The organism is Sessilibacter sp. MAH1, from assembly GCF_054658315.1.
Window position 1 is genome coordinate 258,873 of record NZ_BAAGIC010000002.1, and the last position, 26,034, is coordinate 284,906.

Genomic DNA, 26,034 nt, shown 5'->3' on the forward strand with positions numbered 1-26,034 from the left:
CGGTGAGAATTTGTCAGTAATTTGTTTAGGAGTTACTTGAGTAGAGGATGGAATGAGTACCCTCACATTGATACGTGAGGGTACTGGGGCTTGGTGAATTATCTATGGCGTTGTAGTTTTTTGTTCGACATAAACCACATTCTTGGGTTTAGAAAACTTTTGCACCATCGTCTGAAATACCATAAAAAATATTGGTGTAAAAATCAGGCCGAAGAAGGTTACACCAATCATTCCAAAAAATACGGTGATGCCAAGTGCTTGCCGAATTTCGGCGCCCGCACCGGAAGCAATCATTAATGGCAATACGCCAAAGATAAATGCAAACGACGTCATAATAATTGGTCTTAAACGCAGTCGGCATGATTCCAGAGCTGCTTCGCGAACACTTTTTCCTTCTTCCAATTGTTCTTTAGCAAATTCAACAATCAAAATAGCGTTCTTTGCTGCCAAGGCGACCAGAACGAACAGGCCTACCTGCGTAAAGATATTCACTTCCGAATCCATCAAAATAAGACCTGCAACGGCGCTTAACAGACACATAGGAACAATCAAAATAACTACGAAAGGCAGGTTTAAGCTTTCGTATTGAGCGGCTAGCACCAAGAATATTAAGAGTACGATAAGTACCATAATGGGTGCCAAGCTGCCCGAGGCATTAACTTGCTGGTACGAAATTTCAGTCCAGCTGTAGGTTACTCCCGGAGGCAATACTTCTTTGGCAATTTCTTCCATTGCCGCGATTGCTTGGCCAGAGCTATAGCCCGGAGCCGGTTTGCCGTTAATGTCTGCACTGGGGTAGCCGTTGTATCTTTGTACTGTGTTCGCGCCATAGCTCGGTTTTAGTTCTACTACCGAGCCTACAGGAACCATTTCGCCAAGATTATTACGGGTTTGCAAAATCAGGGCATCTTCTGGTTGTGATCTAAAGCGCTGATCAGCCTGAACGATTACACGGTAAGTTCTGCCGAACTGATTGAAATCATTGACGTAGAATGAGCCTAAATAAGTTTGCAGTGTTAGGAACAGATCTTGTAAGTCGATTCCCATGCGTTTGGCTTTTTCGCGATCTACATCCGCCAAAATTTGCGGCGAGTTAATTTCATAGCTGGTAAATCCAGCAACAATTTCGGGTCTTTCTCGGGTTTTAGCCAAAAACTCTTGAGTAATTTGGTAGAGTTTATCGGCGCCAAGATCAAGGCGATCTTCAATTTGTAATTTAAAACCACCGGCAGGGCCAAAGCCTCGAATAGGTGGAGCTGCGGCCACAAAGACAAAGGCACCTTCAACCGCAGACATTTTGCGATTTAGAGTATTTGCTAACGCTTGTCCGGTCTGCTCAGGTGGTCTGTCTTCAAAAGAGTTCAGTGGTAAGAAAACAATGGCGCTGTTTGATGTACGTGTAAATCCGTTTACAGAAAGGCCGGGAAACTGAACCGCGTTTTTCACGCCGGGAGTACTCAGGGCGATTTCACCAACTTGTCGCACAATTTCTTCGGTTCGCTCAATAGAGGCGCCGGGAGGTAGAGCGATAATACTGATTAAATAGCCTTTATCTTGTTCAGGGACAAATCCTTTCGGTGCTTGAGTAAATCCAAATCCTGCAAGTCCGACTAAGCCAACATACACCACGAGCATTACAATGCTGATGCGGAAGGTTCGCTTAATTAAGTTCAAATAACCTTCAGAAGATTTAAGGAAGAATTTGTTAAAAGGAGTAAAGAACCAATTTAAACCACCATTGATTGCACGCTGAATTAAATCTGGTTTTTCGCGATGATCACGCAAAATTACCGCGCAAAGCGCTGGCGATAACGTTAATGAGTTTATGCCAGAAAGCACTGCAGCAAAGGCAATGGTCAAAGAGAACTGTTGATAGAATGCGCCATTAAAGCCGCCAACTAAGGCGGGTGGAATAAATACTGCGCAGAGTACCAGTGAAATCGCCACAATAGGACCGGCTACTTCATCCATGGAACGGTGCGCCGCTTGTTTTGGCGTTAATCCTTCACTAATACCGCGTTCGACGTTTTCGACCACAACAATTGCATCATCGACCACAATTCCCACGGCTAAAACTAATCCCAATAACGTTAGCGTATTAATTGAGAAGCCAAATGCCATTAATGCCGCCATGGTACCAACAATAGATACAGGAACAGCAATAATTGGAATTAACGCCGCGCGCCAAGTCTGTAAGAACAGCAAGACTACAATTACCACTAACAGAGTAGCTTCTAGAAGGGTATTGATTACGGATTTGATTGAATCTTTAACGAATACGGTTGGGTCGTAAACAATCGAATAGTCTATGCCATCTGGAAATCGGGTTTTTAGCTCAGCCATGGTCGAGCGGACACTGCTGGCAAGCTCTAATGCGTTAGCTCCGGGTAATAAAAACACGGGTAGGGCAACCGCAGACTGATTATCTAAGAAGCTGCGTAATGCGTATTCGCTGGCGCCAAGTTCTACGCGTCCAACATCTTTTAAATAGGTAATTTGTCCGTCTGGAGAGACTTTGACAATAACCTGTTCGAACTCTTGCTCTGACTTAAGGCGACCTTGGGAATTGATGGCAAGCTGGAACTGAGCCGAACTGCTCATGGGCGATGCGCCAACAGAACCAGCCGCCACCTGCACGTTTTGTTCTTGTAGGGCACCAATAACGTCGCTGACTGCAAGTTCGCGAGAGGCCATTTTGTGAGGATCTAACCAGACGCGCATTGCGTAATCACCGGCGCCAAAAATACGAACTTCACCTGCGCCCGGTAACCGAAGTAGGGTATCTCTTACTTGGATAAGAGCATAGTTGCGTAAATAAAGGCCGTCGTAGCGTCCATCAGGTGAATATAAGTGCACCACCAAGGTTAAATCGGGTGAGCTTTTATTGGCGGTAACGCCTTGGGCTCGTACTTCGGCCGGTAATCTGGGCAGGGCTTGGGCAATTCTGTTTTGTACCTGAACTTGTGCGCGATCGATGTCTTCGCCAAGGTCAAATACAACCGAAATTTGCAGAGTGCCATCTTGTTGAGCCTTAGAGTCGATATAAGTAAGACCCTCGACCCCGGAAAGTTCTTGTTCAATAGGTGCTGCGACCGTGCGCGCAATAACATCTGGATTTGCACCGGGATAGCGAGCAGAAATAACAATGGTTGGCGGACTAACTTCGGGATACTCGGCAATTGGCAATTCAAATATTGCAATTGCACCCGACAAGAAAATAAGTATCGATAAAACACCAGCAAAGATAGGTCTTTCGATAAAAAAGTGAGTAAAGTTCATAAAATGCACATAGTCTGGTGGTTTGCAATTACATTCAAATAACGTAATGAATTAACGTAATTTTATTAACGGCGGACTTTAATTAACGCGAAAAAAAATGGTAATACCGAAATTTCGAAAACCAAGTTTCAAAAAATATAAGCTTGTAAAAATACAAATTTTTCAAAAAATATATGATTTAAAAAATAGAAAGAAGTTAAGCCTCTTTCTATTTTTTCGCTAGATTAGTGTTTTGCTAGAGGAGTGGGTTTTTTCTCTGCGCTTGTCTCAGCAATTTCTTTGGTATCTACCATCATTCCTGGGCGAATTCTTAAGCCCGCGCCTATAACAACAGCATCACCGGGCGTTAAACCGTCACGAATAATTCGTTTACCATCATGCAAGCCACCTAATTTTACCGGGCGGTATTCGATAACTCCTTTATCGTTTACAACTAAAACATATTTTTTGTCTTGGTCAGTTGAAATTGCGGAGTCTTCAATTAGAGCAGCTTCATATTCCTCAGTTACTTGCATTTTTACGCGTGCAACCATGCCCGGTAAAATAACACCGTTAGGATTGTCTACTAAGGCTCTAATTCGAATTGTCCCGGTACCTGCATTTAATTGATTGTCGATAAAATTCAATTGGGCCGTTATTGGATATTGTTCATCACCGGCAAAACCCACAAAAATAGAAGTGGATTTTTCTGACTCAAACACGTTGTTGTTGGTAAAGAGACGGCTAATAGAGTTGATGTAGGTATGTTCGTCGGTATCAAAGACAACATACATTGGATCGCGAGAAACGATAGAAGTCAGCACCGTTGAGCCAGCAGTAACGTAGTTACCGGCTGTGATGTTTGCTCGGGAAATAACACCAGATATAGGCGCTTTAACTTGGGTATAGCCCATATTTAACTCGGCTTCATGCAGTTGCGCTATCGTACCTTGATATTCTGCTTCAGCAGTTTGGCTTTGCGCCAAACGTCGACCGTATTCTTCTTCGGATACAGCCTGGCCTTTGACAAGTCTTTCACTGCGTTTTAACTCGGCTTTTGCCAGCTGCACCTGAGCTTCTGCTCTGGTTACCGCCGCTTGAGCACGTTCTAATTCGAGTTGATAGGGATCTGGGTCTATTTCAAACAACACATCACCTTTAGCAACGATACTGCCTTCTTCAAAGGTAACTTTGTTGATGTAGCCATCAACTCGTGGACGCAGTTGAACTGTTTCTATTGCTTGAAATTCACCGGTGTAAACCGACCAATCAGAGACGTACTCATATTCAATAGTATCGACATTAACAACAGGTAAGGCCGGTGCAGATTGTGGGGTTGTTTCACTTTGAGCATCGCTACATGCGTTGAGCAATAAACAGCTAAATACAGCAACAGCAACGCTATTGAGAGATTTTTTGCGCAATGAAAGACGTGGTAGGAATGTCTGTGAAATTTGATCCTGAGCGGACATAAGCTTGTTACCTTGAGCTCGGTTACTCTTAATTTAGTGTAAGTTCTTAAATTGAAAGTGCTGTAAAAGATAACAGCCTAAGATTAAAATGTGATCGAGTATTCTCTGTACTCGTTCAAACTTATTAAGGTGATCGCGGGCGAATTCGACTATTTTCTCGAATTTTTGTACTAAAAAACAGATCAGATAAAATTACTTTTTAGAAAGCGTATTTTTAAAAATCTACATACGGACTTTGGGCAAAGCTACATTAAAATAATTTAATATATTGCCTACATTAGAAAATGTTGTATGTAGCAATTTAACAAATCCAAGCGTTTGTTCTAAAAACAAGACCTTTTAAAATTAATAAGCTTATCTAACGGAATGCTTTAACGTAAGCAGTAGATAATAGTTACACTTTGCCGGCAATGTTATTTAGTGAATTTGATCATTGAATTAAGATTTCTTAATCTCAATTTGCCTCTATCTTTACGTTTTTGAAAAATGTTACTATGGAGTAACATTTTGTTATGTTACTGATGAGTAACATTGTTCGTCAAGAGATTTTATGACTGAATCTAATAATAAAGCTTGTAAAGGCAAGTCTCCGAAAATTCGTGTACGAGACCGCATTTTTGAAGCCGCGGCTGAGCTGTTTTATCGGCAGGGCGTTCATAATGTCGCTATCGATACAATCGTTGAAGAAGCTCAGACTAATAAAATGAGCTTGTATAGGAATTTTCAGTCTAAGGACGAACTGGTTGTTGAGTACATTAAACAATTAAACGCTAGATTTGAATTTGAGCTTAATCGCATACTTTCTGAAAACGATACCAATGCCCGCGCTGCAATTGTGGCTATTTTTGCCAATTTCGCCGAGCGTCCTAAAGAAGAGACTTGTCATGGCTGCCCGTCTGCGAATATTGCGATCGAGCTTAGAGGGCAATTTCATCCGGCTCTAGAACCAATTTTTCAGATCAGGGAATCGTTTCGGGATATTTTATTCGAATTGTCAAAATCGGCGGGTGCCAAAGACCCTAAAATTTTGGCAAACACCTTGGTTTTATTGTTTGAAGGTTGTGTTTTATCTAAAGTGACTTTCTCCGAGCAACAATGGCCGGGCGCTAATGTAAGATTGATTGTCGAAAATCTTTTAGATAAAGAACTTGGAGTTCAATCAACTTAAATTAGCACGAATGTATAGAGTTTGTTTTTAATAAAACCATTTTTCTAGCTCATTAATGTTTTCTATCATTAATTGTTGCGCCTCTGGCTTTACTTCGATTTTTTTTGGATCAATCTGGTACTGCTTTAATACGTAATAAACCAATGCTGCTCGGGTTTTAATAATTAATTTGTTGCGAGTCATATTGTAATCTTGGGCAATGATTTTACGTTGCTGGCTGCTAAGCCTAGTATCGGGAATTAATTTAATTTTAATTTCAGTATGCCACGACTCATCGTCTAAGCTAGAAACTAAAGCGTCATCTAATACATCAACCTCTCCTCGAAATCTGCTTAATACAAAATCTCTAAAATCTCTGTTTTTTTCACAATAGGCACGTATATGCCATCTAGGGCCAGTATTCACTAAGCAGTGCGGTTCAATAATTCGATCTTCAATCTTGGGGTTGCTTAATGAAATGTATCCGAGTTCTATTCTTTTTTTCTCACGAATCGCTCTAATTAATCCAGAAAGAATAACGGGAGAAATATTTCTAGAGGGTTGCGTAATAATTTCAAAATTTAAAAGATGATTTTGATCATATGAATGTTTTATTAAACTTTCACCTAAACCCAATTCACTTAAATAGTTAAGATATTCTTCAACAACGGCTTGGCTGAACAAGGGCTGAAAATGTTTAGTAATTTTATAACCTTTTAACGAAGAATCGTATTCTAGATTACGTGGAGCGATGTTCTTGACGTAGGTGTTAATTTCTTTAGATGCTTGTTGTCTTCCTATGCCAAAAGTCTGACACAAATGATTGGTAGTTAAGCGTCCTTCCCATAATGAAATGATTTCAATGAGCTTATAGCGCAGTAGAGTGTCAAATTTATATGTCGTGTTTTCAGGCATGTTTTTTAGAGTCATACTATATGTAGGGTGTTTAACCTGTATGTTGTTGTGGCTAGCTACCAGTTGAACGAGTGCTTGATCACAGAATTCGAATGTAGCCTAAAAAGCTACAGGTTTTTTTGATTTAGAATTTGAAACTCGTAAAATTATGACTCACTATGTTCCTAAGCAGTGTTTATGATCAAAAATTAATTGTATATTCATGGCTGATTTCTTGCGTACATATCCCTGCATAAAATACGTAATTATTTTGACGGAGGTTTTGGTGTGAGTGGCTTTTTTTCGACTATAAGTCGGTTGCGCTGGATTCAGCGTTGGAGCTTAAAACGTAACACTTTAAAAGAAACTGTGATGGAACACAGCTGGGAGGTTGGTGTTATAGCCCATATTTTAGGCTGTATTAACAACCAGTTGTTCGGCGGCAATATTAATGCTGACCGGTTATCTACCTTGGCGTTGTATCACGATTGCGCAGAGGCAATCACCGGTGACTTGCCAACACCTATAAAGTATTACTCAAAAGATATTGAAAGAGCCTATAAGGCGATAGAGAAAGATGCTGAAGACTCTTTAGTGGCTATGCTGCCCAAAGAGCTACAAGAGCGGTTTCGTCCGCTTATTTGTGGTAATGGTATCAGCGAAGACGAGAAAAAGTTTCTAAAAGCGGCTGACAATCTATCAGCGTACATTAAGGCTAAAGCCGAGCTCGCAAATGGTAATGAGGAATACATTCTTACCGTTAATAATTTGGAAGAGCAAATTGAAGAGTGTGGTTTACGTGAGGTCGATTACTTTTTAGAGGTATTTCTGCAAACCAAACAGAAATCACACGAAGAGTTACTTGCCGCAAAGAACCAGCGTGTTGCTGGTGTGCCAATCGATTTCCGCGGTATGAGTCACTTAGATATCATCAAAACTTTACGTGCACCTCGTACCGACACCAATAAAGTCTCTAATTTTTAAGAGTTGTACTTCTATTGGTAACATTTTTATAACTAACGTTGTATAAACAAAAAAGGCGACCAAATGGTCGCCTTTTTTATTGATTCAGTTCTTATACGCGAACTTCATCGATTTGTGTGGCAGCGATACGCTTGCCTTCTTCTGCGTTCTTTTGGAATTCAGAAATTTGGTTGAAGTTCATGTAACGATAGATTTCGTCAGACATTGAATCCAAATTCTTAGCAAATTCCATATATTCAGCAGGAGTTGGTAATTTACCTAAAATCGCACCTACTGAAGCAAGTTCGGCAGAGGTTAGGTAAACATTTGCACCATCGCCCAAACGGTTAGGGAAGTTACGGGTAGAGGTAGAAAGAACGGTAGAGTTTGGCGCTACACGTGCTTGGTTACCCATACACAATGAACATCCTGGCATTTCAGTACGTGCTCCAGCACGGCCGAAAATGTTGTAGTAACCTTCTTCCATCAAAATGTGTTCATCCATTTTGGTTGGAGGAGAGATCCACATACGAGTGCTCATCGCACCTTTGTGTTGCTCTAGTAGTTTACCGGCTGCACGGAAGTGACCGATGTTGGTCATACAAGAACCAATAAACACTTCGTTAACTGCGTCGCCCGCAACTTCAGACAACAATTTGGCATCGTCTGGGTCGTTTGGACAACAAACGATAGGTTCTTTAATTTCACTCAGATCGATTTCGATAACAGCAGCGTATTCTGCGTCGGCGTCACCTTTCAATTGTGATGGGTTAGCTAGCCACTCTTCCATTTTGCGTGCACGACGCTCAAGAGTACGTGGATCACCGTAACCATCAGCAATCATAGAGCGAAGTAGGGTGATGTTAGAGGTTAAATACTCTTTGATCGCCGCTTCTTCTAGCTCGATGGTACAACCTGCCGCAGAACGCTCAGCAGACGCATCAGAAAGCTCAAACGCTTGCTCAACGGTCAAACCTTTAAGGCCTTCAATTTCTAATACACGACCAGAGAAGATGTTTTTCTTACCTTTCTTCTCAACAGTCAAAAGACCTTCTTGGATAGCGTAGTAAGGGATAGCGTGTACAAGGTCACGAAGAGTGATGCCAGGTTGTCTTTCACCTTTGAAGCGAACCAATACAGATTCAGGCATATCCAATGGCATGACACCGGTTGCAGCTGCGAACGCTACAAGACCAGAACCAGCTGGGAAGGAGATACCCATTGGGAAACGAGTATGAGAGTCACCACCGGTACCAACGGTATCAGGAAGCAACATACGGTTTAACCAAGAGTGGATGATACCGTCGCCTGGACGCAGAGATACACCACCACGGGTCATGATGAAATCAGGAAGGGTGTGTTGAGTATCGATATCAACTGGTTTTGGATAAGCGGCGGTGTGACAGAAAGACTGCATAGTTAGGTCAGCAGAGAAGCCTAAGCACGCAAGGTCTTTTAGCTCATCACGAGTCATAGGACCAGTGGTGTCTTGTGAACCAACGGTAGTCATCTTAGGTTCACAGTAGGTTCCTGGGCGAATGCCTTGACCTTCTGGTAAACCACAAGCGCGACCAACCATTTTCTGCGCAAGAGAGAAGCCTTTGCCAGAATCAACAGGGGCTGCTGGTACACGGAAAATGTCAGTTACCGGTAAACCTAGAGATTCACGTGCTTTAGTGGTTAAGCCACGGCCAATGATCAGGTTAATACGACCACCAGCTTGAACTTCATCAAGAATCACGTCTGACTTGAACGCAAATTCGCTAAGAACGGTACCGTCTTCAGACAAAATTTTGCCGTCGTATGGGCGAATTTCAATAACGTCACCCATGTTTAGCTCATCAACAGGAGCTTCGAATACTAGCGCGCCAGCATCTTCCATGGTGTTGAAGAAAATCGGAGCGACTTTACTACCGATACAAACACCGCCAGCACGCTTGTTAGGTACACCTGGGATATCGTCACCAAAGAACCAAAGTACTGAGTTGGTTGCTGATTTACGTGAAGAACCGGTACCAACTACATCACCAACGAATGCAACAGGAAAACCTTTTGCTTTGATGTCTTCGATTTGCTTCATTGGGCCAGTTACGCCGTGCTCTTCAGGCTCAAGACCTTCGCGAGTCATTTTGTACGCAGCGCGCGCGTGAAGTGGGATGTCTGGACGGCTCCATGCGTCTGGTGCAGGAGAAAGGTCGTCAGTGTTGGTTTCGCCGGTTACTTTGAAAACAACCATTTTGATGCTTTCGGCAACTTTGTCGCGATTGGTAAACCATTCTGCATCGGCCCAAGATTGCATAACAGCTTTCGCGTTTTCATTGCCAGCTTTCGCTTTTTCTTCCACATCGTGGAAAGCATCAAACATTAATAGGGTGTGTTTTAATTCTTCAGCAGCTAATGTTGCTAGCTCTGCGTCGTCGAGTAACTCAACAAGAGTTTCGATGTTGTAACCACCGTGCATGTTGCCCAGCAATTTAACAGCGTATTCTTTTGAGATTAGTGGGCTTGTTGCTTCACCTTTTACGATGGCAGACAAGAATCCAGCTTTTACGTAGGCCGCTTCGTCAACACCAGGAGGTACGCGATTTGTAATCAAATCGACGAGGGTTTCTTCCTCACCTGCAGGTGGATTTTTTAGCAACTCAACAAGTCCGGCAACTTGCTCGGCGTTTAGTGGCTTTGGAGGTACGCCTTCAGCAGCGCGCTCCTCTACGTGTTTACGGTAAGCTTCAAGCACGGTTGATATCCTCTTTTAATATGGGTTACTCCTGACTACAGGATCTCTGCTGCCGGAGGCTATCCATGACACACATGGATCGACTGCTCGACAGTGTGAAAACACCGGATAAACGCAGTCATCTAGATGCTGTTCACAAATCCGCCGGTCAATCGGGGCGACAATTCTACAAGAATTCCACTAAACTGTTAAGAATTTGGCGGCCTTTGTAGACTCCAGCGTCTGTCAAAGTTAGCAATTGCAAATTGCTAACGAATAGAAACTGCTCAAGTTGATCATAAAAGATCTGATTTATCGATTCGAATCTTACTCGTTAAACCAAGGAGATCCTAAATAAATGGTGTTTACACCCGTGCGCACACCGTGTGTTGGTATATGTTCTACAGGAATTGGTGACGAAGTTTGCCGCGGATGTAAAAGATTTCATCACGAAGTTATCGAGTGGAATTCATATACGGAAGAACAACAGCGGATAATAATCGCAAGGCTTGAGAAATTTCTTGCTCAAACTGTGGCCAACAAAATCGAAATCGTCAATCAAAATCTTCTAGTGTCTCAAATGAGGCATCAACAAATTAACTATGACATGCAGCAAAACCCTTATTGTTGGGTTTTTGCGTTGCTAAAAGCAGGCGCTAGTCAAATTCTATTCCCCGAAGACTACGGTATAAAAGTTTTACCTGAATTTAGGAATTGCACTTTGGTCGATATTCGCAAATTTATTGATCAAGACTTTTATTTGCTATCATGCGCTCACTTTGATCGATACTTTCAGCCTTCAGTCTAACTGATAAGAGCTATCAATTAGGCTTTGATTTTTACATTTGTGACAATTGTGTTCAGATTAATTAATGTACTCATTAAAAAATAATCTTTTTTAAGCACACGATAACGATGTGCTTTAACAGTAGTTAAAATGTTGCTGGAATATTTAATGTTAAAATCCGATTATTTTTTATGATTATGAGCTCCAACCTTCAAACACCAACGACAGCGATTCATCCTCGTTTCCTAGCGTTACTCGAACCTATTCATCGTTTCTTAAAGTGTGAGACACCTAAGCGATGGCTTGAGGAAGCTGCAAAACCTGAAAATTTACCAGTATTGCTGATTGATCACTGTAAGTGCGAGTTAAAAGCCGCCCAAACCGGCATGTTAATGATGCGGCGCTACGCGCTTTCTGAAGAAGGTAAACGACAGATTGAAGCATGGGTAAAACCCTACGAAAACTTTGTGTATTTTCGTCAAGACTTCAATAACCATACATCCAAGCAAGACACATTTAATATTGAGTTAGAACTAAAAAACGACGACGAACTTAATGCCGATATTGTCAAAAAAATGGTTGCGCTAGTCAAAGAAGAGCTTCAGCATTTTGAGCAGGTACTGGATATTATTCAAAGTCGAGAAATTATTTACGAAGAAATTTCTGCCTCTCGTTACGCGCGAGGATTATTGCAAGAAGTTCGCACCCATGAGCCTGCGGCAATGATTGATAAATTAATTGTTGGCGCCTACATTGAAGCACGTTCCTGTGAACGTTTTGCTTCATTGGCTCCGTTACTTGATGAAGACTTAAAAACCTTTTATTTGCGTTTATTAAAATCGGAAGTGCGCCATTACGAAGATTATCTAGCCTTGGCTCGCAAGGTCGCGGCTACATCAAAGAAAGAGCAAAAATTAATTGATGAAAGAATTGAAAAATTTGGGCAATTAGAAGCTGAATTGATTTTATCGGAAGATGACGATTTTCGCTTTCATAGTGGTGTTCCTAGGTAATTAATACAATGAGTCGATAATATTAGAAATTTAAAGAAAACTAATTGCTGATATTCTTCAATAGCAACCACGGTTCGTGAGGCTGAAGTAGGGCGGTAATTACAGCAGCAACAACAGCCTTATTGATTCAGTTTTAATTGCATAAAATGATATTCTAATTAATATTGCTAAAATACCTGTTTTAGCGAGATGGTTTTTTAAGATATCAAACGTCTTTAACTTTAGGAACTTCTGATTAACTCATCTATGATTTAATCAGAGGACAGAAATTGAAAATGCGATTTCCAATTTCTTCACAATTTCAATCACTTACCGTTCTTGAAATTGGCGACACATCCTTGTGTCGCGAGAAACTCTAGGTTAATCAGAGTTCCCTTTAATAGGTTTACTGACTAAACTCTGTTTTTACTTCACAATACTGTTTTCTATGTGGAATGGTATGTGCGTAAAAATGCATTATTTGAATGCTATAGTTAGCAATAGCGCTCTAGCGTACATGTAATTTTAAGGTAAAATCTCTGCAAATTTTTACCCAATGTCTATAGTTATCCTGTGTTCAGCCGAAATAAAATTCAACATTTAATTCTTCGCATCAGGATATCCACATGGGTTGGTTTGGCTTTGGTAAAAACTCTGATCTAACCGTTAAGAAGCAAGGCGTGCTCGTCGAACCCGTCAAGGTGTTGAGTTTAGCCTCTGGTCAAATTTCCTCACAAAAGCTAGCGAGCTTAGATCACGCTCCTCATGAATGCAGTTTAGTCATTGCTTTTGTCTCACCGCATCTGGATTTTGAGCAAACCATACAACGGTTGAAGTCTGCAATGCCTTTTGCAAGAAATGTGGTTGGTGTGATGACCGCCGGCGAATTGAGTTCTTGTGATTCTAATCTGTATCATCGAGCAGATTCGAGCTGGGATAATATCGTTGTGCAAAGTTTTAGTAGCGCTATTTTCGATAAGGTTGCTATTAAAACTGTGCCTTTACATTGCGAAGATATCCGTTCGGGAAATATTAAATTATCGCCCGAAGAACGAATTAATAAAATAAAATCTGAGTTTTTACGCCTAGATGTACCTTTTAAAGTAAATTATCAAGATTGCTTAGCCATTACGTTCTTTGATGGGCTTTCAGCCAGTGAAAGCTTCTTTATGCGCGGTTTGTATGCCAGCAATCGTTTTCCTTGTTATTTTATAGGTGGCTCCGCCGGTGGTAAGTTAGACTTCCAAAAAGCGTATGTATATGACGGTAATAAAACAGCCCATAACCAAGCAGTGATGATCTTTGTGAAGTTGGCAAAAAATATTCGTTACAGTTTGCTAAAATCTCATAATTTCGAAGCTACGCCTTTTCATCTTACCATTGCAGAATCCGACGTACATACGAGAACAGTACACAGCATTATCAAACCTCAGACAATGGAAATTGTTAATCCGGTCGATACCTTGTGTGAATATCTAAATTGCACGCCGCAAAACTTGGCTGCAACCTTGGGTAAAAGCTCGTTTGCTATTAATATCAATAACGAGCTATTTATACGGTCAGTCTCTAATATAGACATAGAAAATAAAACGATTAGTTTTTTCTGCGATTTACAAATGGGTGACGAGTTAATCTTAGTCCGAGCCAAAGATTTTGTTCAGTCTACCCATAATGCTTATCAGAAAATGATGAACAGTAAGCCGGGTAAGCCTTTGGCGATGATCGCAAACGACTGTATTTTGAGACGATTAAATAATGCAGATAAGTTAAATTCGCTAAAAGAATTTAGCGATATCCCTGTCGCCGGTTTTTCTACGTTTGGTGAGTTGCTTGGCGTTCACATGAATCAAACATTAACTGCGTTATTCTTTTTTCAAGTAGAGCGTGGCAGCAGTTTTTCAGACGATTTTGCTGACAATTTCCCAATTCATTATGCGAATTTCAGAGAATATTATTTTATTAGTAAAATCAATAGCATGGAACGAATATCAAGCCTGCAAAATACTTTGATTAATTATATTAACGAGTATCGAGATGTGCTTCAGCGAGTTACCGGAATTTTTGACAATGTCTCTCAATACGCAGATAAAACTGGCACAATACTGTCGGATGTACAGCAAAAATTCTCGGGTTTTTCTAACGATATTGCTCAACAATCTGGAGAGCGTCATCAGCTGCACACAAAGGTTAATGAGTTGCGACATAACTCTGAAGAAGTTTTGGATATTTTAAGTGTTATTTCTGGTATTGCCGATCAGACCAATTTGTTAGCATTAAATGCTGCGATTGAAGCGGCTAGGGCGGGTGATGCGGGTCGAGGCTTCGCGGTTGTTGCCGATGAGGTTAGACAGCTGTCCCATACTACGCAAGATAGTCTTAATAAAACAGGCGATACCATTAATGCCGTAACCAGCTCAATTGGCTCTATTCAATCTGCAATTTCACATACCGAGACATTTTTAGAGCGCATTTCTGAAAGTAACAATATGCTAAGCTCAGAGATTGATATATTAGTAAAATCATCCATTTCTGCTGGTGATGAGGTGCGTGAAAGCAGTGAATATATTTCAAACATGATTCGACAAATGGATAAGATTGATCAAGATGTTGAAGCTATCCAAAGACTAAAAGGTCTAAAGTAACAAATTTAATACGTATTAAATTTGGGAGTTAACAAATGATTTAGAGCGCTTTATGCGCTCATTTTTTTTTGCAAGGTTTAATCTGCCTATTCTTAAATGGGACCTAAAAGTTTGTCGTATTTACGACTTAAAATATCGTAAAAATTCTCTCTTAATTGATTGATTTCCAGCTTTATTTTGTTAATTTCTTCTGTGCTAATGTCTTGTCTTCCAACATAAGCTTCTTTTCTAAAAATGGCGATTTTAGCACCGTAAAATCGTAATGTTTTTTCCATGTTCTTTTCGCCAAGCATTAACAGAGTTGCTTCTGCTTCGGCGAGTTTACTAAATTGTTGTACTAATTCTTTGTTAATTAAACTTAGTTCATCTTTGCGACTATTTGGCCAGCGGTCGCCAAACTTTATGGATTCAGATATTAAGGAAGAGTATTTTGAGAACGCGTGGCTTACGCTGCCTACATCAGCGGCGATTTTTTCAAGCAGTTCGATTCTTCGATTAAGAAACGCGTTATCGTTGGGGTGAGCTTTTCGCCAGTGATGTAACCAAACAAAAGAGCCAGTTAGTAGGGCGCCTAAAGAGACTTTTACACTCGTATCGATGAGCTGCCAAATAACAGATTGGTCCATACCTTACTCCGTAAATACTCGTCTATCTATTAACATCAATTACTAAAGAAAACTTCAATCGCGCCAAATTGACAGTTTTTTGGCACAGTTCTATTGATGTTGAGTAATAGAGCAACACTTAAGCCAAATTAGCCTCCAGCAATTTTTACGATGTAACCTTTTGATTCTAATAATACTTTTATTTTTTCTCGATCATCGGTTTGCATTTCGATAGTAAAGTCTTTAACCGCCCCACCAACGCCGAGTTTTTGTTTCAAAAATTTGGCGATATCTTTGTGGTTGTTAGGAATTCCTGTGATTAAACTGACTCCTTTGCCTTTCCTGCCCTTGGTTTCTCGCAAAATTCGCACAATTCCATCGCTAGGCGGCGCCTCTTTGGATTCAGGTTCTTCTTTTACTCGCCCGACTTCTGTTGAGTAAACTAATTTTGATTCCTTAGCCATACAGCATATTCCAATGTAAAAGTAAGTGAATATTCAAGGTGGGTTTAGGAAGCTCTGATTAAACCAGGGATGAGTTAATCAGAAGTTCCTAAAGGTTTACAAACGGACCTACAAAGAGTTTAAGATTTGACCAGTTTTTGTTTGGACATTCCTAAAACGATCAAAGCGCAACCAATTCCAAACGCATACAGAGGATTCAAACCTTCAAATCGCCATACATGTAGCAACGGAGCAAGAATGACAGCGGTGAACAGACCAATCGACACTAAGGACTCAGCGTTTTCTGGGAGTTTTATGGCTTTGGTGCAATGAGGGCAAGGAAATTCTTTGCGGTTTAGGTATGCCTTTAGTGAGCCTTGGGTTTTTAATAACTCCTTGCTGACTGGAACATCACAATAAGGGCATCTTAGCGTTTTCACTAAAGAGATCATGAGTCACTCACTGGATTATAAATTTGTAATTATATTATTATCGCGGTTTGTACATCAATTTTCTTATGGGTGGTTGTGCTGGGTGCTCATTCGAGCTCATTCCAGCGGTCCTAAAAGTTGTTTGCTTCTGTTTGCAAATCACTAGAGTATGTGATGGTACTGATAACGAACAAGTAGTTGTATTTTGAACCAAAATCATTTTGTTACGGTTCTCAACAGTTAAATTTTTGCGTGGTTAACAATCTTGAGAAAGCAATGCGGAAGGTAAAGTGAAAAATTCGGAGAATAACGCGGCTAAAAATGCTCAACACACCTTCTCAGATGAACAGAAAGAGTCTCGAAAAGAGTATTTATATCGGGTGATTTTTGGTACCGAGACTCCGGCCGGAAAAGCCTTCGATCTTTTTTTAATTTATTCGATATTTATCAGTGTATTTGTCGTAATTTTTGACTCTATTTCCAGCTTATCGGAAAATTTTCGCGGCTATTTATGGGTTCTGGAGTGGTCTTTTACGATTCTATTTACTGTCGAGTACATTTTACGTTTGTATTGTTCACCTAATCGCTGGCGTTATATGACCAGTTTTTACGGCATCATTGATTTGCTGGCTATTTTACCCAGTTATCTCGGATTATTTTTAGCAAATACCAACTATCTGATTGTTATTCGCCTGCTAAGAGTTTTGCGAATATTTAGGGTCTTAAAATTAATTCGCTATCTACAAGAGGCGAATTTACTGCTGCGGGCAATTATTGCATCAAGAAGAAAAATACTGGTTTTTTTTGGTACCGTATTAATTTTGGCCATCGTATTTGGTTCATTAATGTTTGTGGTTGAAGGGCCAGAAAATGGCTTTACCAGTATTCCAACCAGCGTTTACTGGACGATTGTTACTATTACAACCGTTGGTTATGGCGATATTACGCCACAAACTTCACTGGGACAGGTTATTGCCTCGTTTGTAATGTTAACGGGTTATTCTATTATTGCGGTACCTACAGGGATTTTAACCGCTGAAATCAACCAAGAAATGCTCTTAGAGCGAACTCGTATTGTTTGTTCAAACTGTGAAAAATCCGGCCATGAGCGCCATTCTAAATTTTGTAAAGAATGTGGCGCCCCTTTACCTGAGCATCTTTAATTATGTGTTTTGGATTGTGTGAAATACTTCTAAAAGAGATATTTAACAGTGTAATTAATGTGGAAGCATTGCACAGAAAATTCAAGATTCTTCAGTAACGAATGTCTTTGCTCGGGTAAAATTTCTAAATAAAATCAAAGTGTTGTTGGCTTTTGTTGCCGTGACATCTGTTGTCGTTCGCTAAAACTGTAGCCAATTTAGGGTTTTCTATCTGTCTAATTAAGAATGATCTTTAAAAATATCTATAGGAACCTCTGATTAACTCATCCCTGATTTAATCAGAGGACAGAAATTGAAAATGTGATTTCCAATTTCTTCACAATTTCAATCACTTACCGTTCTTGAAATTGGCGACACATCCTTGTGTCGCGAGAAACTCTAGGTTAATCAGAGTTTCCTATATTTACTGCAACCATTATTCGAGCCGTTGCGTCTGAGCTTGAAACTTAGATGATTAAATAGAGAAACCGATTAGGAGAGATTATGAAAACACTAAAGTTGGTCCGTATTAGTGTATTGAGCCTTGGCTTAACCAGTTTGCTGAGCGGATGCATTTTTGTAGCAGGCAATACAGCATCTGATTGGAGTGCATCACACAATATTACTGCCGAAAAAATCAGTCTGTTGGATTTAGGCCAAAGTAGAGATTCAGTTGTTGAAAAATTGGGAAGTCCAGAAAAATCCGAAGCATTCACAATCAATAACTCGGAAATCTACGTGCTTTATTATTCTACGACTGATTCCGATGATAAAGATGGTGAAAAGATAACTACGCCGCTGGTCTTTAAATCTGGAAAATTACTGGGTTGGGGTCAAGAAGTTTTGGACGATTACCGACAGTAATAAATCTAAAATAGATTTACAAAGAAGACATTGACCAGTTGCTACTGGTCAATGTTGTATTAGTTTTAGTTATGCTGAGCGGGCTGCTCGGTGTTCTGGATCTAAACAAATCTGCTCATGAGCGTGATTTGAAGGTGGTTTTTGACCTTCAATAAAATAACGCAAAATACTTTGTACATCGGCTTCGTTAGTAGTAATGAGTTCGGTGTTTCGTAAAGCTAGCTTATTTCTTACACCGTCTCCCGCCGATCCGGCAATAGCATAATCAACCTGATGCAATGGGTGGCGATTGCCATCGTCGCTAACATGCCATTCGTGCAAAGTGCCTGATGAGTTTAAGGCAATACTCCACAAGAATTTCGATTGAGCGTTATCTCTAGAGATTGTGTAAATATCCCAGTGTTTGGCTCGGCCTGCATGAGAAGACAAGGTTAACTCGTCATCTGTGGCGACCGCAACAAGCAATTGAGAAGGATTTTTTGTACAAGCATGAAGTACGGACATGACTACGACCTCCGATGTTTAACTCTTGCTAGCTTAATTTATAAGCATCTGGTCGAATTGATCTATCACAATTGACAATTAGAAAGATTAAGCCTAGAAAGATTAAGCCGCTCTGGTAAATTTGTACCTGTCTTTTGGTGCGTATTTACGCATTGTCATCGCGAGGTTTGTAACCTTAGCTTCGCTATTTCATGAAGTGTGTTGGTTCTAAATTTAAGTTTGGTTTTGATTAGCAGAACAATTAATGTCGAATTTTAAAGTAGGTGGCTGCGTTTTAAGCGGAAATATTCACTTACTAGACGAACATGTAAAAACTCAGGCAATGTGTCTATAACAAACACTCCGGCTGAACGCAATTTCTTAATGACTAAGCTGCGTTCATGCAAATACTTATGCGTGGCCGCAAATGCAATCGAAGAATCAAAATTTACGACAGGTTCTTGGAGTTGATGCTCAAGCGAGGCTTCTTTGAGACTTGCAACCAAGACAATATGTTTTTTCGACAGTAATCGAGTTGCCTTTATAAGATCGTCATGATCCTCTTCACGAATGTTACTAACCAATACAACTAACGATCGACGTTTGTGGCGCACGGTAAAGTCTTCTGCTAGCTTCAAAAAATCAGTATTTTCGAGTGTACTTTGAATGTCGTACAGGTTATTGAGTAGAGTATTAACGCCATTTACGCCCTTAACCGGACTTAAATAGCGATTGTCTCCCGCAAAACTGAAAAATCCGGCGGAATCACCTTGGCGTATGGCAATATAAGCGGTAAGTAAAATGGCGTTCAGAGCGTAGTCAAAATGACTCAATTCATCGTCTTTGTGGCGTAGGCGTCTTCCGCAGTCGAGTAAAAAGAAAATTTCTTGATTTTTTTCGTCCTGATATTCACGTGAAATAGGCCTTCTAGCTTTCGAAGTTGCTTTCCAATCAATTTGCCTGAGAGAATCGCCCTCAACAAATTCGCGCAATTGCTTAAACTCCATGCCTTCGCCGCGACGCTGAGACAAATGAATACCTAATTGTTGTATTTGTCGTTCTACACCCATATTTGATAGCTGGGCGATAGGAGAGAAATTCGGATAAATTTTTACATCAGTATCGTTACCAAGTGACGTTTTGTAATCCCATAAACCATTGCGAGACTTTATTCGGAAAACAGGCGCTGCAATGGTGGTATTGCCACGGTCCACAGGTTTAATATGATAATTAATAAGATTGAACGTGCCTTTTTTTAACAAAAACTGTAGCGGAAAACCTTCAAATTTTATTTTTGTGTTGGGCGCGAACGCGGCAGTAATATCAATATCACGAGCTAAGGTATTGGTAATTTTCAATGAACATTTTGTATTGTTACCAAGTGCTAAAGAGCTTGGAATCTGTTGTCGAATGCCCAGTCTTCTGATTTTCCCTACAGAGAAATAATCAACGAAAGCAACAATCACAATAAATATACCCGCTACCACCCACACAGAGCTCAGTAGATCCGCAGCGGATACCGAGAAAATACGTAAAACGGCCGTAATGAGTGCCAGTAAACCCCAAACGAGTAGAATTTTTAAGAGTTTTTCGGTGGGTCTCATACTCGTGGAGCTTCTACCTGATTAAATACTTGCATCAAAACTTGGTCGTTCGTAAGCCCATCGATTTCCATTTCGGCAGCGATTTGAATACGATGCCGTACTACCGGAAATGCCATCTGTTTTACGTCATCGGGCGTTACAAAGCTACCGCCATTAATCAAAGCTCTGGCACGAGCGGTTCTCAATAATGCCAAACTTGCTCTAGGGCCTGCGCCGCGTTGAATTGCGGCACTCTCGCGGGTTATACGAACTAATTTAACCGCGTAATCAATTACTTGGTCATCGATGGTAATTTCGCTGGCAAGTTGCTGAAGTTTTAACAAATCTTCTTTATTAATAACATCATTTGATTGTTTTTGTTGTTGATCAGTAACCGAACCAGTTGTTAACGTTTTTGCCAACAAGAGTTCATGATCAAATGATGGGTAATCAATAAATATCTTCATTAAAAAACGATCAAGTTCAGCCTCAGGTAGAGGGTAGGTACCTTCTTGATCTATAGGGTTTTGGGTAGCTAAAACCATAAATGGTTTCGACAAGGGTTTTGACTGGCCTTCAATAGTCACTTGACGTTCTTGCATTACTTCAAGTAATGCGGCTTGGGTTTTGGCCGGAGCGCGGTTAATTTCATCGGCCAATAATAGATTAGTAAACACGGGACCTGAGCGTAATCGAAATTTATTACTCTCGGTATCAAACATAACATGACCGGTAATATCAGATGGCATTAGGTCTGGAGTAAATTGAATGCGTTTAAAATCACCATCAAAGGCGTTAGCCAAAGCACTCACAAGTAAAGTTTTACCTAATCCAGGTACACCCTCAATTAAAATGTGACCGTTTGAAAGTAGGGCAATTAATACCTCATCAACTACTGTTTCTTGTCCAAGTAATACTGAATTTAAGCGATTTTTAATTGTGTTGATTAAATTAAATGCTGTTTCTAGTTCCATGAATTTGCCTAAATTGATAATTCTAGTTTTACAATTTGTAATGTGCGAATAATTTCGATGAATTCAGCCTCAGAGCTAATTTCATTTTGATAAATGGCTTTATACACAAATTGAGGGTCAATGTTGCAAGTTTTAGAAAGCCAATTTGTAATATCTTGTTTGGATTTTGATTTGTTCAAAGAGTGGCTTGGTCCAATTCTTTGAAAACTTGTATAGCGCAAGATTTCTTCTCTTAGTGATGCGACCAGTAATAGCGGTTGCTTCTTTTTCCAATGAAAATTACCAACAGCTTTTATATGCTCAATCAGAGATCTACGTTGATGGTTATTTACCGTTACTGGCGGTGTGAAGCGTTTACCTAGATGAATTAACCACAACAAAACAATAAATGTTATTGAAATAATCAGTTCGTAGCTAAATTTCCACATTAATGTACTCAACGAAGCAAAGTTCGAACCTAATAAAAAAGTTACCTTTGATGAGTTTAATGTCATTACCGCTAATAAATATGCATTGTCATCGGCGGAGAGATAATTGTTAGACCAAATTTCGGTAGATGAGACAACAGTAATCAAACCGTCGCCTACATACATTTGTATAAACCTTACCCCGTATTTATCGCCGGCCCAATAAAAAGGTTTATAATCGTCGTAATTTCCTTCGTCAGCGTAAAAATATTCATGGTCTATAATTGCCAATGTCGGAAAATTAATACTCAATTCATCGGGAATACCTTCGAAGTTGAGTTTAGTTATGTATTCTTCTTTGGTACTGTTTTGGTCGCTAGTATCTACATCCCCGGCAATAACTACGACTTCATCGGATTCAATTTTTTCTAATTCCGACTCTAGAGTATTTTGTGTGTCAATATCATCAGGTTCAGTATTATCTGTAGAGTCATAATCGTAGGTTTCATAATAAACACTAAAACCCAAGTCGCTCAGTAGATCGTTGCCGAGAGATTGATCATCAGTGTCATTTAACGCGATGACTAAATGTCCACCACCGGACAGCCAATTTAGTAACTTTTCTTTTTGCTGTTCAGAAACGACATCCGCATACCGATTAATAATGATGGTGTCGGAATCTGCCAAGTTTTCGATTTGTTGCAAGCTGTTTGCTTGCTCTACTGTGGCATTGTTTTTTTCCAAAAATTGTTGTGCGGCCAAAAACCTATTAATTCTAGCTTTTTCGCTCCAACCTAATTCTTTTGTTTCCGTATATGATTCCATGAATACGAAAAAGAATGCTGTGACTAGGACTGCGATACAAACAATAATCGCTAGCAGGATTTTCACTTTAATTTTCATTTGGGAAAACTCCCTGCCACGATAAGCACAATTCTTCTATTGGCGAGCGATTGGGAAGTGTGTGTCCGTAGGCTACGGATTGCCAAAGTTGTGTGATTTTCTTTAAATAATCAGACTCTTTCTGATTACCTGAGCGCATAACTGTTTGCAGGCATTCGCCTTCGGTTTGGCTTTCGTAAAAATGAAATCCTTTTTGGTGCATGAGTTTCGTTAAGCAGGCTCTGTAAAGCAGACTTACGGCTTGTCGAGGTTTATTCTGGTCATATAAAGCCAAAACTTCCTGTGGAATATCTTCGGGTAGATTTTCTTTAGTCACATCTAAACCGAATAGTATTTCAGGTTTAGGTTGCTGTGCGCGAAACTTTCTTTTCCACTGAATGTGACGCGTCAGAAAAGCGAAATTTTCTTTATAACGATTTAATAAATAAACAACGGCAGTGATTAAAGCGCCGATCAATAAATATTTCACCAGCACGGCGATAATATTTAGATCAGGTGCTTCACCTATATCCACTTTTGGGGAGCTTTCAAACAGTTTTTGAAAAAAATCTCGGATTTTTTGAAGTAATCCATCCGACCAGGAATCAGAGTTCTGTGAAGATTGCTTCCAACGCCATTTGGTGACTTCTTTTGTTTGGCGAAAATCAGGGGATTCATAGATCTCAATGATTGCTTGTTGATAAATTTGTCGCTTGGAGCTCAAATCTTCCACAACAACTTCGTCTTCAAGTTCTATTTCCGAAAATTCTTCTACCGATAAATGTGTATCAAAACTATCCGGCTCTGCTAAGGTTGGTGTTGATGATGAAAATAAAGCACAGCCAAGTAATAAACTCGCTAAAGTTAACGATAAGTTTCCTGTTGACCTGTATTTATCTTTTTTAGCCATTTTTTGGAACTGAATGTCTATATCCCAGGCTTCTAACTGAACGCGTCGATTGATATAAATCATAAATCCCGAGCAGACGAAGAATGGTGAGACAAGAGGTGCAAGAAAAAAATAACTCAGTATAAAAAAGTTAAAATGGCCGCCTGCAATATCGGAAGTGAGTATGCTGTACTTGTCGTACAAGGATTCTGGTAGAAGTAATGATATGAGCGCGTCTAAACCGCCTGCCAATAAAATTTCGGATAAAAAACAGATTAAACTCAACATAATCCCTTCTCCACTACCACGAACGTGCATTATTGACAAACGTTTGCTGCGGTCACTGCCGGTTAAGCCTTCTAAAACGGTAATAGGTAAATCAAAGCAACGAGTGGGACTAAGGCGTCGCCATGAAATCCATTTAATTGCATCAAAGCGATTTATTTTTACGAGATTTGATAATACTGTTTTTACAGAAAGATATTCACTAAAAAGTGCTCGACTGGCAAAGTAGAGCGGGGCGCGATCAAAAATAGGCTTCAGAAACCACATGCCTATAAACGATACCCAAAAGTATTCTGGAATTAGCCAGTAGCACAGTATGCTTACAATCGATGCCGTTGTATAAAACGGAATGGCATAAAGTAGAAATAGCGGTTTAAACCAATTAATCGCAAGTTTGCAACCTAGATCAATGGCTTCCCATGGGCTTCTTTTTTTGGTGTTAATACACAGTTTATCGAGTTGCATAACGTCGACCCGAGAAACAAAAATATAAAATTAATATAATTGTTCCAGCGGCACCAAAACCATACTTAACGATTAAGGGTAACGCAGAACTGGATGACCAAAAAGCTTCAATAAATGCGGCGATTAGCAACATAATAGCGGAACCAAAAACTATTGTTCCTGCTTCTTTTGATGCAATTCTTATTGCTTCTAGTCGAGTAAAAGGCCCGGGAGAAATTAAACTCATTCCAACTTTTAATCCTGCGGCTCCGCAAAATACAATAGCGGTTAATTCGAATGGGCCATGGCCGACCACAAAGCTGTAAAAAGTTTCTGAATAACCGACTAATGTTAAGTGGCCAGCAGTACCACCAATATGGATGCCATTGAATATTAAGATGAAAATGGTTCCTACACCCGCTAATAAACCCAGTGCGAAGGACCTAAAACCAATACTGATATTGTTGTAGATGTAATGACCGAACATGGTTATATCATCTGAGGCGTTTCGCTCGCGACCCAACGCGTCGTTGCTTGGATCGTACATGCTTTCAAAGTTACGAACGTCAAAAGGGTCCATTATGCTGTAAATGAGTTCTTCATTTAGATAGCAACCAACACCAAATAAAAACAAAGGTACAATAAAAAATAATGTCGCTATTAGGACATATCTTGAGTTATTACGGATAGCGCTTGGAAAGCTGTGAGCGAGAAAGTTAAGCCACTGGTGTTGTGAATAAACTCGTTCTTGATACAGTAAATGATGAGAAGAAAGAACTAAATCATTTAAACGATCTACAAGTGCAGATGTGTAGCCCCGAGATTTAGCTGTCGCCAAGTGCTGGCATAGAGATCGATAATGCGAAGGAAACTCTGCATTTAGTGCTGCAATTCGAGTTTCTAAATCTTTATCAACGGCTCTATTTTTTGACTTAAAAGATTTAAACCAACTTTTAATGGAGAGCGTTTTGGTTGCTTCTATCAGTGATTCAATGTCGTCCCAAAGCTCTGTATTTTGTTGTTCAAAAATTTGCTGTTTCAATCCTTGCCACCTAAATACCAGCGTCCAATACTTTGTATGTGTTCAACCGCTTTTTTGTCTTTTAAACCATGAATGGGCGCAAGAATGTTCGCAAGTTCAATTTTGCGGCCTTGAGACAACTCTGAATCACGTTCCGTGAAATCGATGATAGCAATTTGATCTTCTAAATCCAATGCGCTAGCTGGAGCCGTGGGTGCAACTTTGGGCAGTGTGAGTTTTTTCTTCGTATCACGATTTTTGTAAACCACAACCGTTCCTGCGGAGAGGTCGCCAAGACGCTTGAAGGAATCGTTTGATAACGAAAATATTAATCCGCCGATATAAAAAAACGGCAAAAAATCGGCGGTTCTTAATAAATTCCTGATAATTGAAGGCCCCCAGCTAACCGCGGTAAGGTCATCGTTTACTACAACAATCCCCGTGATTTTTTTGCCGGGAGTTTGCCCGTGATAGAGAACTTCGAATAGGACGGGATAAAACCATTCGACAATAAAAAGGGTAATGAAAACTACCCCTATAGACCATTCGAAAACGTCAAAAGCTAGGGCGACGGCATAGCAAATCGCAAATCGAAATGAAATATCGATGCCAAACGCCGCAGCTCGAACCATAGGCCCCGCGGGTTTAGCAATTAGGTCAATTCCTTCGGGTGTTTCGACGCGGTATTGGACATCGATTAAATTCATAAG

Annotated in this window: 22 protein-coding genes; 8 read left to right on the top strand and 14 right to left on the bottom strand. The window is 40.2% G+C overall.

Features of this window, described 5'->3' with window-relative positions:
- Positions 1–102: 102 nt before the first annotated feature.
- On the bottom strand, positions 103–3,279 hold the full coding sequence (locus ACYQ28_RS03080) for an efflux RND transporter permease subunit (protein ID WP_460047996.1): 3,177 nt from the start codon (positions 3,277–3,279) through the stop codon (positions 103–105).
- Positions 3,280–3,503: 224 nt separating this feature from the next.
- Positions 3,504–4,730, bottom strand: coding sequence for an efflux RND transporter periplasmic adaptor subunit (locus tag ACYQ28_RS03085; protein WP_460047997.1), 1,227 nt, complete (start codon positions 4,728–4,730; stop codon positions 3,504–3,506).
- Between the two features lie 550 nt (positions 4,731–5,280).
- Here ACYQ28_RS03085 and ACYQ28_RS03090 point away from each other — a divergent pair.
- A complete protein-coding gene (locus ACYQ28_RS03090; RefSeq protein ID WP_460047998.1) occupies positions 5,281–5,898 on the top strand; it encodes a TetR/AcrR family transcriptional regulator in 618 nt (205 codons plus the stop codon).
- A gap of 27 nt (positions 5,899–5,925) precedes the next feature.
- Here the strand turns inward: ACYQ28_RS03090 and ACYQ28_RS03095 are convergent, their stop codons facing one another.
- Positions 5,926–6,792 carry a helix-turn-helix transcriptional regulator gene (locus ACYQ28_RS03095; protein ID WP_460047999.1) on the bottom strand — a complete coding sequence of 289 codons (867 nt, stop codon included), beginning with the start codon at positions 6,790–6,792 and terminating at the stop codon, positions 5,926–5,928.
- A 267-nt stretch (positions 6,793–7,059) separates the two neighbouring features.
- On the opposite strand from ACYQ28_RS03095, the gene yfbR reads away from it, so the two are divergent.
- Positions 7,060–7,755 carry a 5'-deoxynucleotidase gene (gene yfbR / locus ACYQ28_RS03100; RefSeq protein WP_460048000.1) on the top strand — a complete coding sequence of 232 codons (696 nt, stop codon included), beginning with the start codon at positions 7,060–7,062 and terminating at the stop codon, positions 7,753–7,755.
- A gap of 91 nt (positions 7,756–7,846) precedes the next feature.
- Here the strand turns inward: yfbR and acnB are convergent, their stop codons facing one another.
- Entirely contained in the window at positions 7,847–10,471 is a 2,625-nt protein-coding gene (gene acnB, locus ACYQ28_RS03105) for a bifunctional aconitate hydratase 2/2-methylisocitrate dehydratase (protein WP_460048001.1), read from the bottom strand.
- Positions 10,472–10,536: 65 nt separating this feature from the next.
- Here acnB and ACYQ28_RS03110 point away from each other — a divergent pair, with 65 nt between their 5' ends.
- From ACYQ28_RS03110 to ACYQ28_RS03125, 4 genes are all read left to right on the top strand, one after another.
- A complete protein-coding gene (locus tag ACYQ28_RS03110; RefSeq protein ID WP_460048002.1) occupies positions 10,537–10,683 on the top strand; it encodes a hypothetical protein in 147 nt (48 codons plus the stop codon).
- Positions 10,684–10,808: 125 nt separating this feature from the next.
- Complete coding sequence (locus ACYQ28_RS03115; protein WP_460048003.1) at positions 10,809–11,258, top strand: DUF1289 domain-containing protein; 450 nt, start codon at positions 10,809–10,811, stop codon at positions 11,256–11,258.
- A gap of 170 nt (positions 11,259–11,428) precedes the next feature.
- On the top strand, positions 11,429–12,250 hold the full coding sequence (miaE, locus tag ACYQ28_RS03120; RefSeq protein WP_460048004.1) for a tRNA isopentenyl-2-thiomethyl-A-37 hydroxylase MiaE: 822 nt from the start codon (positions 11,429–11,431) through the stop codon (positions 12,248–12,250).
- A gap of 605 nt (positions 12,251–12,855) precedes the next feature.
- Entirely contained in the window at positions 12,856–14,871 is a 2,016-nt protein-coding gene (locus ACYQ28_RS03125) for a methyl-accepting chemotaxis protein (protein ID WP_460048006.1), read from the top strand.
- Positions 14,872–14,963: 92 nt separating this feature from the next.
- Here ACYQ28_RS03125 and ACYQ28_RS03130 read toward each other — a convergent pair whose 3' ends face one another.
- The 3 genes from ACYQ28_RS03130 to ACYQ28_RS03140 all read right to left on the bottom strand — a co-directional run bounded on the left by ACYQ28_RS03130 (position 14,964) and on the right by ACYQ28_RS03140 (position 16,371).
- On the bottom strand, positions 14,964–15,497 hold the full coding sequence (locus tag ACYQ28_RS03130; protein WP_460048008.1) for an energy transducer TonB: 534 nt from the start codon (positions 15,495–15,497) through the stop codon (positions 14,964–14,966).
- Positions 15,498–15,625: 128 nt separating this feature from the next.
- Positions 15,626–15,940 carry an SUI1 family translation initiation factor gene (locus tag ACYQ28_RS03135; RefSeq protein ID WP_460048009.1) on the bottom strand — a complete coding sequence of 105 codons (315 nt, stop codon included), beginning with the start codon at positions 15,938–15,940 and terminating at the stop codon, positions 15,626–15,628.
- A 119-nt stretch (positions 15,941–16,059) separates the two neighbouring features.
- Positions 16,060–16,371, bottom strand: coding sequence for a hypothetical protein (locus ACYQ28_RS03140; RefSeq protein ID WP_460048011.1), 312 nt, complete (start codon positions 16,369–16,371; stop codon positions 16,060–16,062).
- Between the two features lie 269 nt (positions 16,372–16,640).
- Between ACYQ28_RS03140 and ACYQ28_RS03145 the strand changes: the two genes are divergently transcribed.
- Positions 16,641–17,513 carry an ion transporter gene (locus ACYQ28_RS03145; protein ID WP_460048013.1) on the top strand — a complete coding sequence of 291 codons (873 nt, stop codon included), beginning with the start codon at positions 16,641–16,643 and terminating at the stop codon, positions 17,511–17,513.
- Positions 17,514–17,996: 483 nt separating this feature from the next.
- Positions 17,997–18,356, top strand: a complete 360-nt coding sequence (locus ACYQ28_RS03150) for a DUF3192 domain-containing protein (RefSeq protein WP_460048015.1) — start codon at positions 17,997–17,999, stop codon at positions 18,354–18,356.
- A gap of 69 nt (positions 18,357–18,425) precedes the next feature.
- Here the strand turns inward: ACYQ28_RS03150 and ACYQ28_RS03155 are convergent, their stop codons facing one another.
- From ACYQ28_RS03155 to ACYQ28_RS03185, 7 genes are all read right to left on the bottom strand, one after another.
- Positions 18,426–18,860 carry a NifB/NifX family molybdenum-iron cluster-binding protein gene (locus tag ACYQ28_RS03155; RefSeq protein WP_460048017.1) on the bottom strand — a complete coding sequence of 145 codons (435 nt, stop codon included), beginning with the start codon at positions 18,858–18,860 and terminating at the stop codon, positions 18,426–18,428.
- A gap of 254 nt (positions 18,861–19,114) precedes the next feature.
- Positions 19,115–20,443, bottom strand: coding sequence for a DUF58 domain-containing protein (locus ACYQ28_RS03160; RefSeq protein WP_460048019.1), 1,329 nt, complete (start codon positions 20,441–20,443; stop codon positions 19,115–19,117).
- Positions 20,440–21,396 carry an AAA family ATPase gene (locus ACYQ28_RS03165; protein ID WP_460048021.1) on the bottom strand — a complete coding sequence of 319 codons (957 nt, stop codon included), beginning with the start codon at positions 21,394–21,396 and terminating at the stop codon, positions 20,440–20,442. The genes ACYQ28_RS03160 and ACYQ28_RS03165 overlap by 4 nt, the downstream gene beginning before the upstream one ends.
- A gap of 8 nt (positions 21,397–21,404) precedes the next feature.
- Positions 21,405–22,706: a DUF4350 domain-containing protein gene (locus ACYQ28_RS03170; RefSeq protein WP_460048023.1), complete on the bottom strand. Its 1,302-nt coding sequence runs from the start codon at positions 22,704–22,706 to the stop codon at positions 21,405–21,407.
- Positions 22,696–24,324: a DUF4129 domain-containing protein gene (locus tag ACYQ28_RS03175; protein ID WP_460048025.1), complete on the bottom strand. Its 1,629-nt coding sequence runs from the start codon at positions 24,322–24,324 to the stop codon at positions 22,696–22,698. Before ACYQ28_RS03175 ends, ACYQ28_RS03170 begins: the two co-directional genes overlap by 11 nt.
- On the bottom strand, positions 24,311–25,345 hold the full coding sequence (locus tag ACYQ28_RS03180; protein WP_460048027.1) for a stage II sporulation protein M: 1,035 nt from the start codon (positions 25,343–25,345) through the stop codon (positions 24,311–24,313). Before ACYQ28_RS03180 ends, ACYQ28_RS03175 begins: the two co-directional genes overlap by 14 nt.
- The gene (locus tag ACYQ28_RS03185) at positions 25,342–26,031 is read right to left on the bottom strand and encodes an RDD family protein (RefSeq protein WP_460048029.1); all 690 of its coding nucleotides are present in this window, start codon (positions 26,029–26,031) and stop codon (positions 25,342–25,344) included. Before ACYQ28_RS03185 ends, ACYQ28_RS03180 begins: the two co-directional genes overlap by 4 nt.
- Positions 26,032–26,034: the final 3 nt, after the last annotated feature.

Coding starts and splice junctions, on each gene's coding strand:
- ACYQ28_RS03080 (WP_460047996.1), bottom strand. CDS start 3,279: ATGAACTTTACTCACTTTTTTATCGAAAGACCTATCTTTGCTGGTGTT.
- ACYQ28_RS03085 (WP_460047997.1), bottom strand. CDS start 4,730: ATGTCCGCTCAGGATCAAATTTCACAGACATTCCTACCACGTCTTTCA.
- ACYQ28_RS03090 (WP_460047998.1), top strand. CDS start 5,281: ATGACTGAATCTAATAATAAAGCTTGTAAAGGCAAGTCTCCGAAAATT.
- ACYQ28_RS03095 (WP_460047999.1), bottom strand. CDS start 6,792: ATGCCTGAAAACACGACATATAAATTTGACACTCTACTGCGCTATAAG.
- ACYQ28_RS03110 (WP_460048002.1), top strand. CDS start 10,537: ATGACACACATGGATCGACTGCTCGACAGTGTGAAAACACCGGATAAA.
- ACYQ28_RS03115 (WP_460048003.1), top strand. CDS start 10,809: ATGGTGTTTACACCCGTGCGCACACCGTGTGTTGGTATATGTTCTACA.
- miaE (WP_460048004.1), top strand. CDS start 11,429: ATGATTATGAGCTCCAACCTTCAAACACCAACGACAGCGATTCATCCT.
- ACYQ28_RS03125 (WP_460048006.1), top strand. CDS start 12,856: ATGGGTTGGTTTGGCTTTGGTAAAAACTCTGATCTAACCGTTAAGAAG.
- ACYQ28_RS03130 (WP_460048008.1), bottom strand. CDS start 15,497: ATGGACCAATCTGTTATTTGGCAGCTCATCGATACGAGTGTAAAAGTC.
- ACYQ28_RS03135 (WP_460048009.1), bottom strand. CDS start 15,940: ATGGCTAAGGAATCAAAATTAGTTTACTCAACAGAAGTCGGGCGAGTA.
- ACYQ28_RS03140 (WP_460048011.1), bottom strand. CDS start 16,371: ATGATCTCTTTAGTGAAAACGCTAAGATGCCCTTATTGTGATGTTCCA.
- ACYQ28_RS03150 (WP_460048015.1), top strand. CDS start 17,997: ATGAAAACACTAAAGTTGGTCCGTATTAGTGTATTGAGCCTTGGCTTA.
- ACYQ28_RS03155 (WP_460048017.1), bottom strand. CDS start 18,860: ATGTCCGTACTTCATGCTTGTACAAAAAATCCTTCTCAATTGCTTGTT.
- ACYQ28_RS03160 (WP_460048019.1), bottom strand. CDS start 20,443: ATGAGACCCACCGAAAAACTCTTAAAAATTCTACTCGTTTGGGGTTTA.
- ACYQ28_RS03165 (WP_460048021.1), bottom strand. CDS start 21,396: ATGGAACTAGAAACAGCATTTAATTTAATCAACACAATTAAAAATCGC.
- ACYQ28_RS03170 (WP_460048023.1), bottom strand. CDS start 22,706: ATGAAAATTAAAGTGAAAATCCTGCTAGCGATTATTGTTTGTATCGCA.
- ACYQ28_RS03175 (WP_460048025.1), bottom strand. CDS start 24,324: ATGCAACTCGATAAACTGTGTATTAACACCAAAAAAAGAAGCCCATGG.
- ACYQ28_RS03185 (WP_460048029.1), bottom strand. CDS start 26,031: ATGAATTTAATCGATGTCCAATACCGCGTCGAAACACCCGAAGGAATT.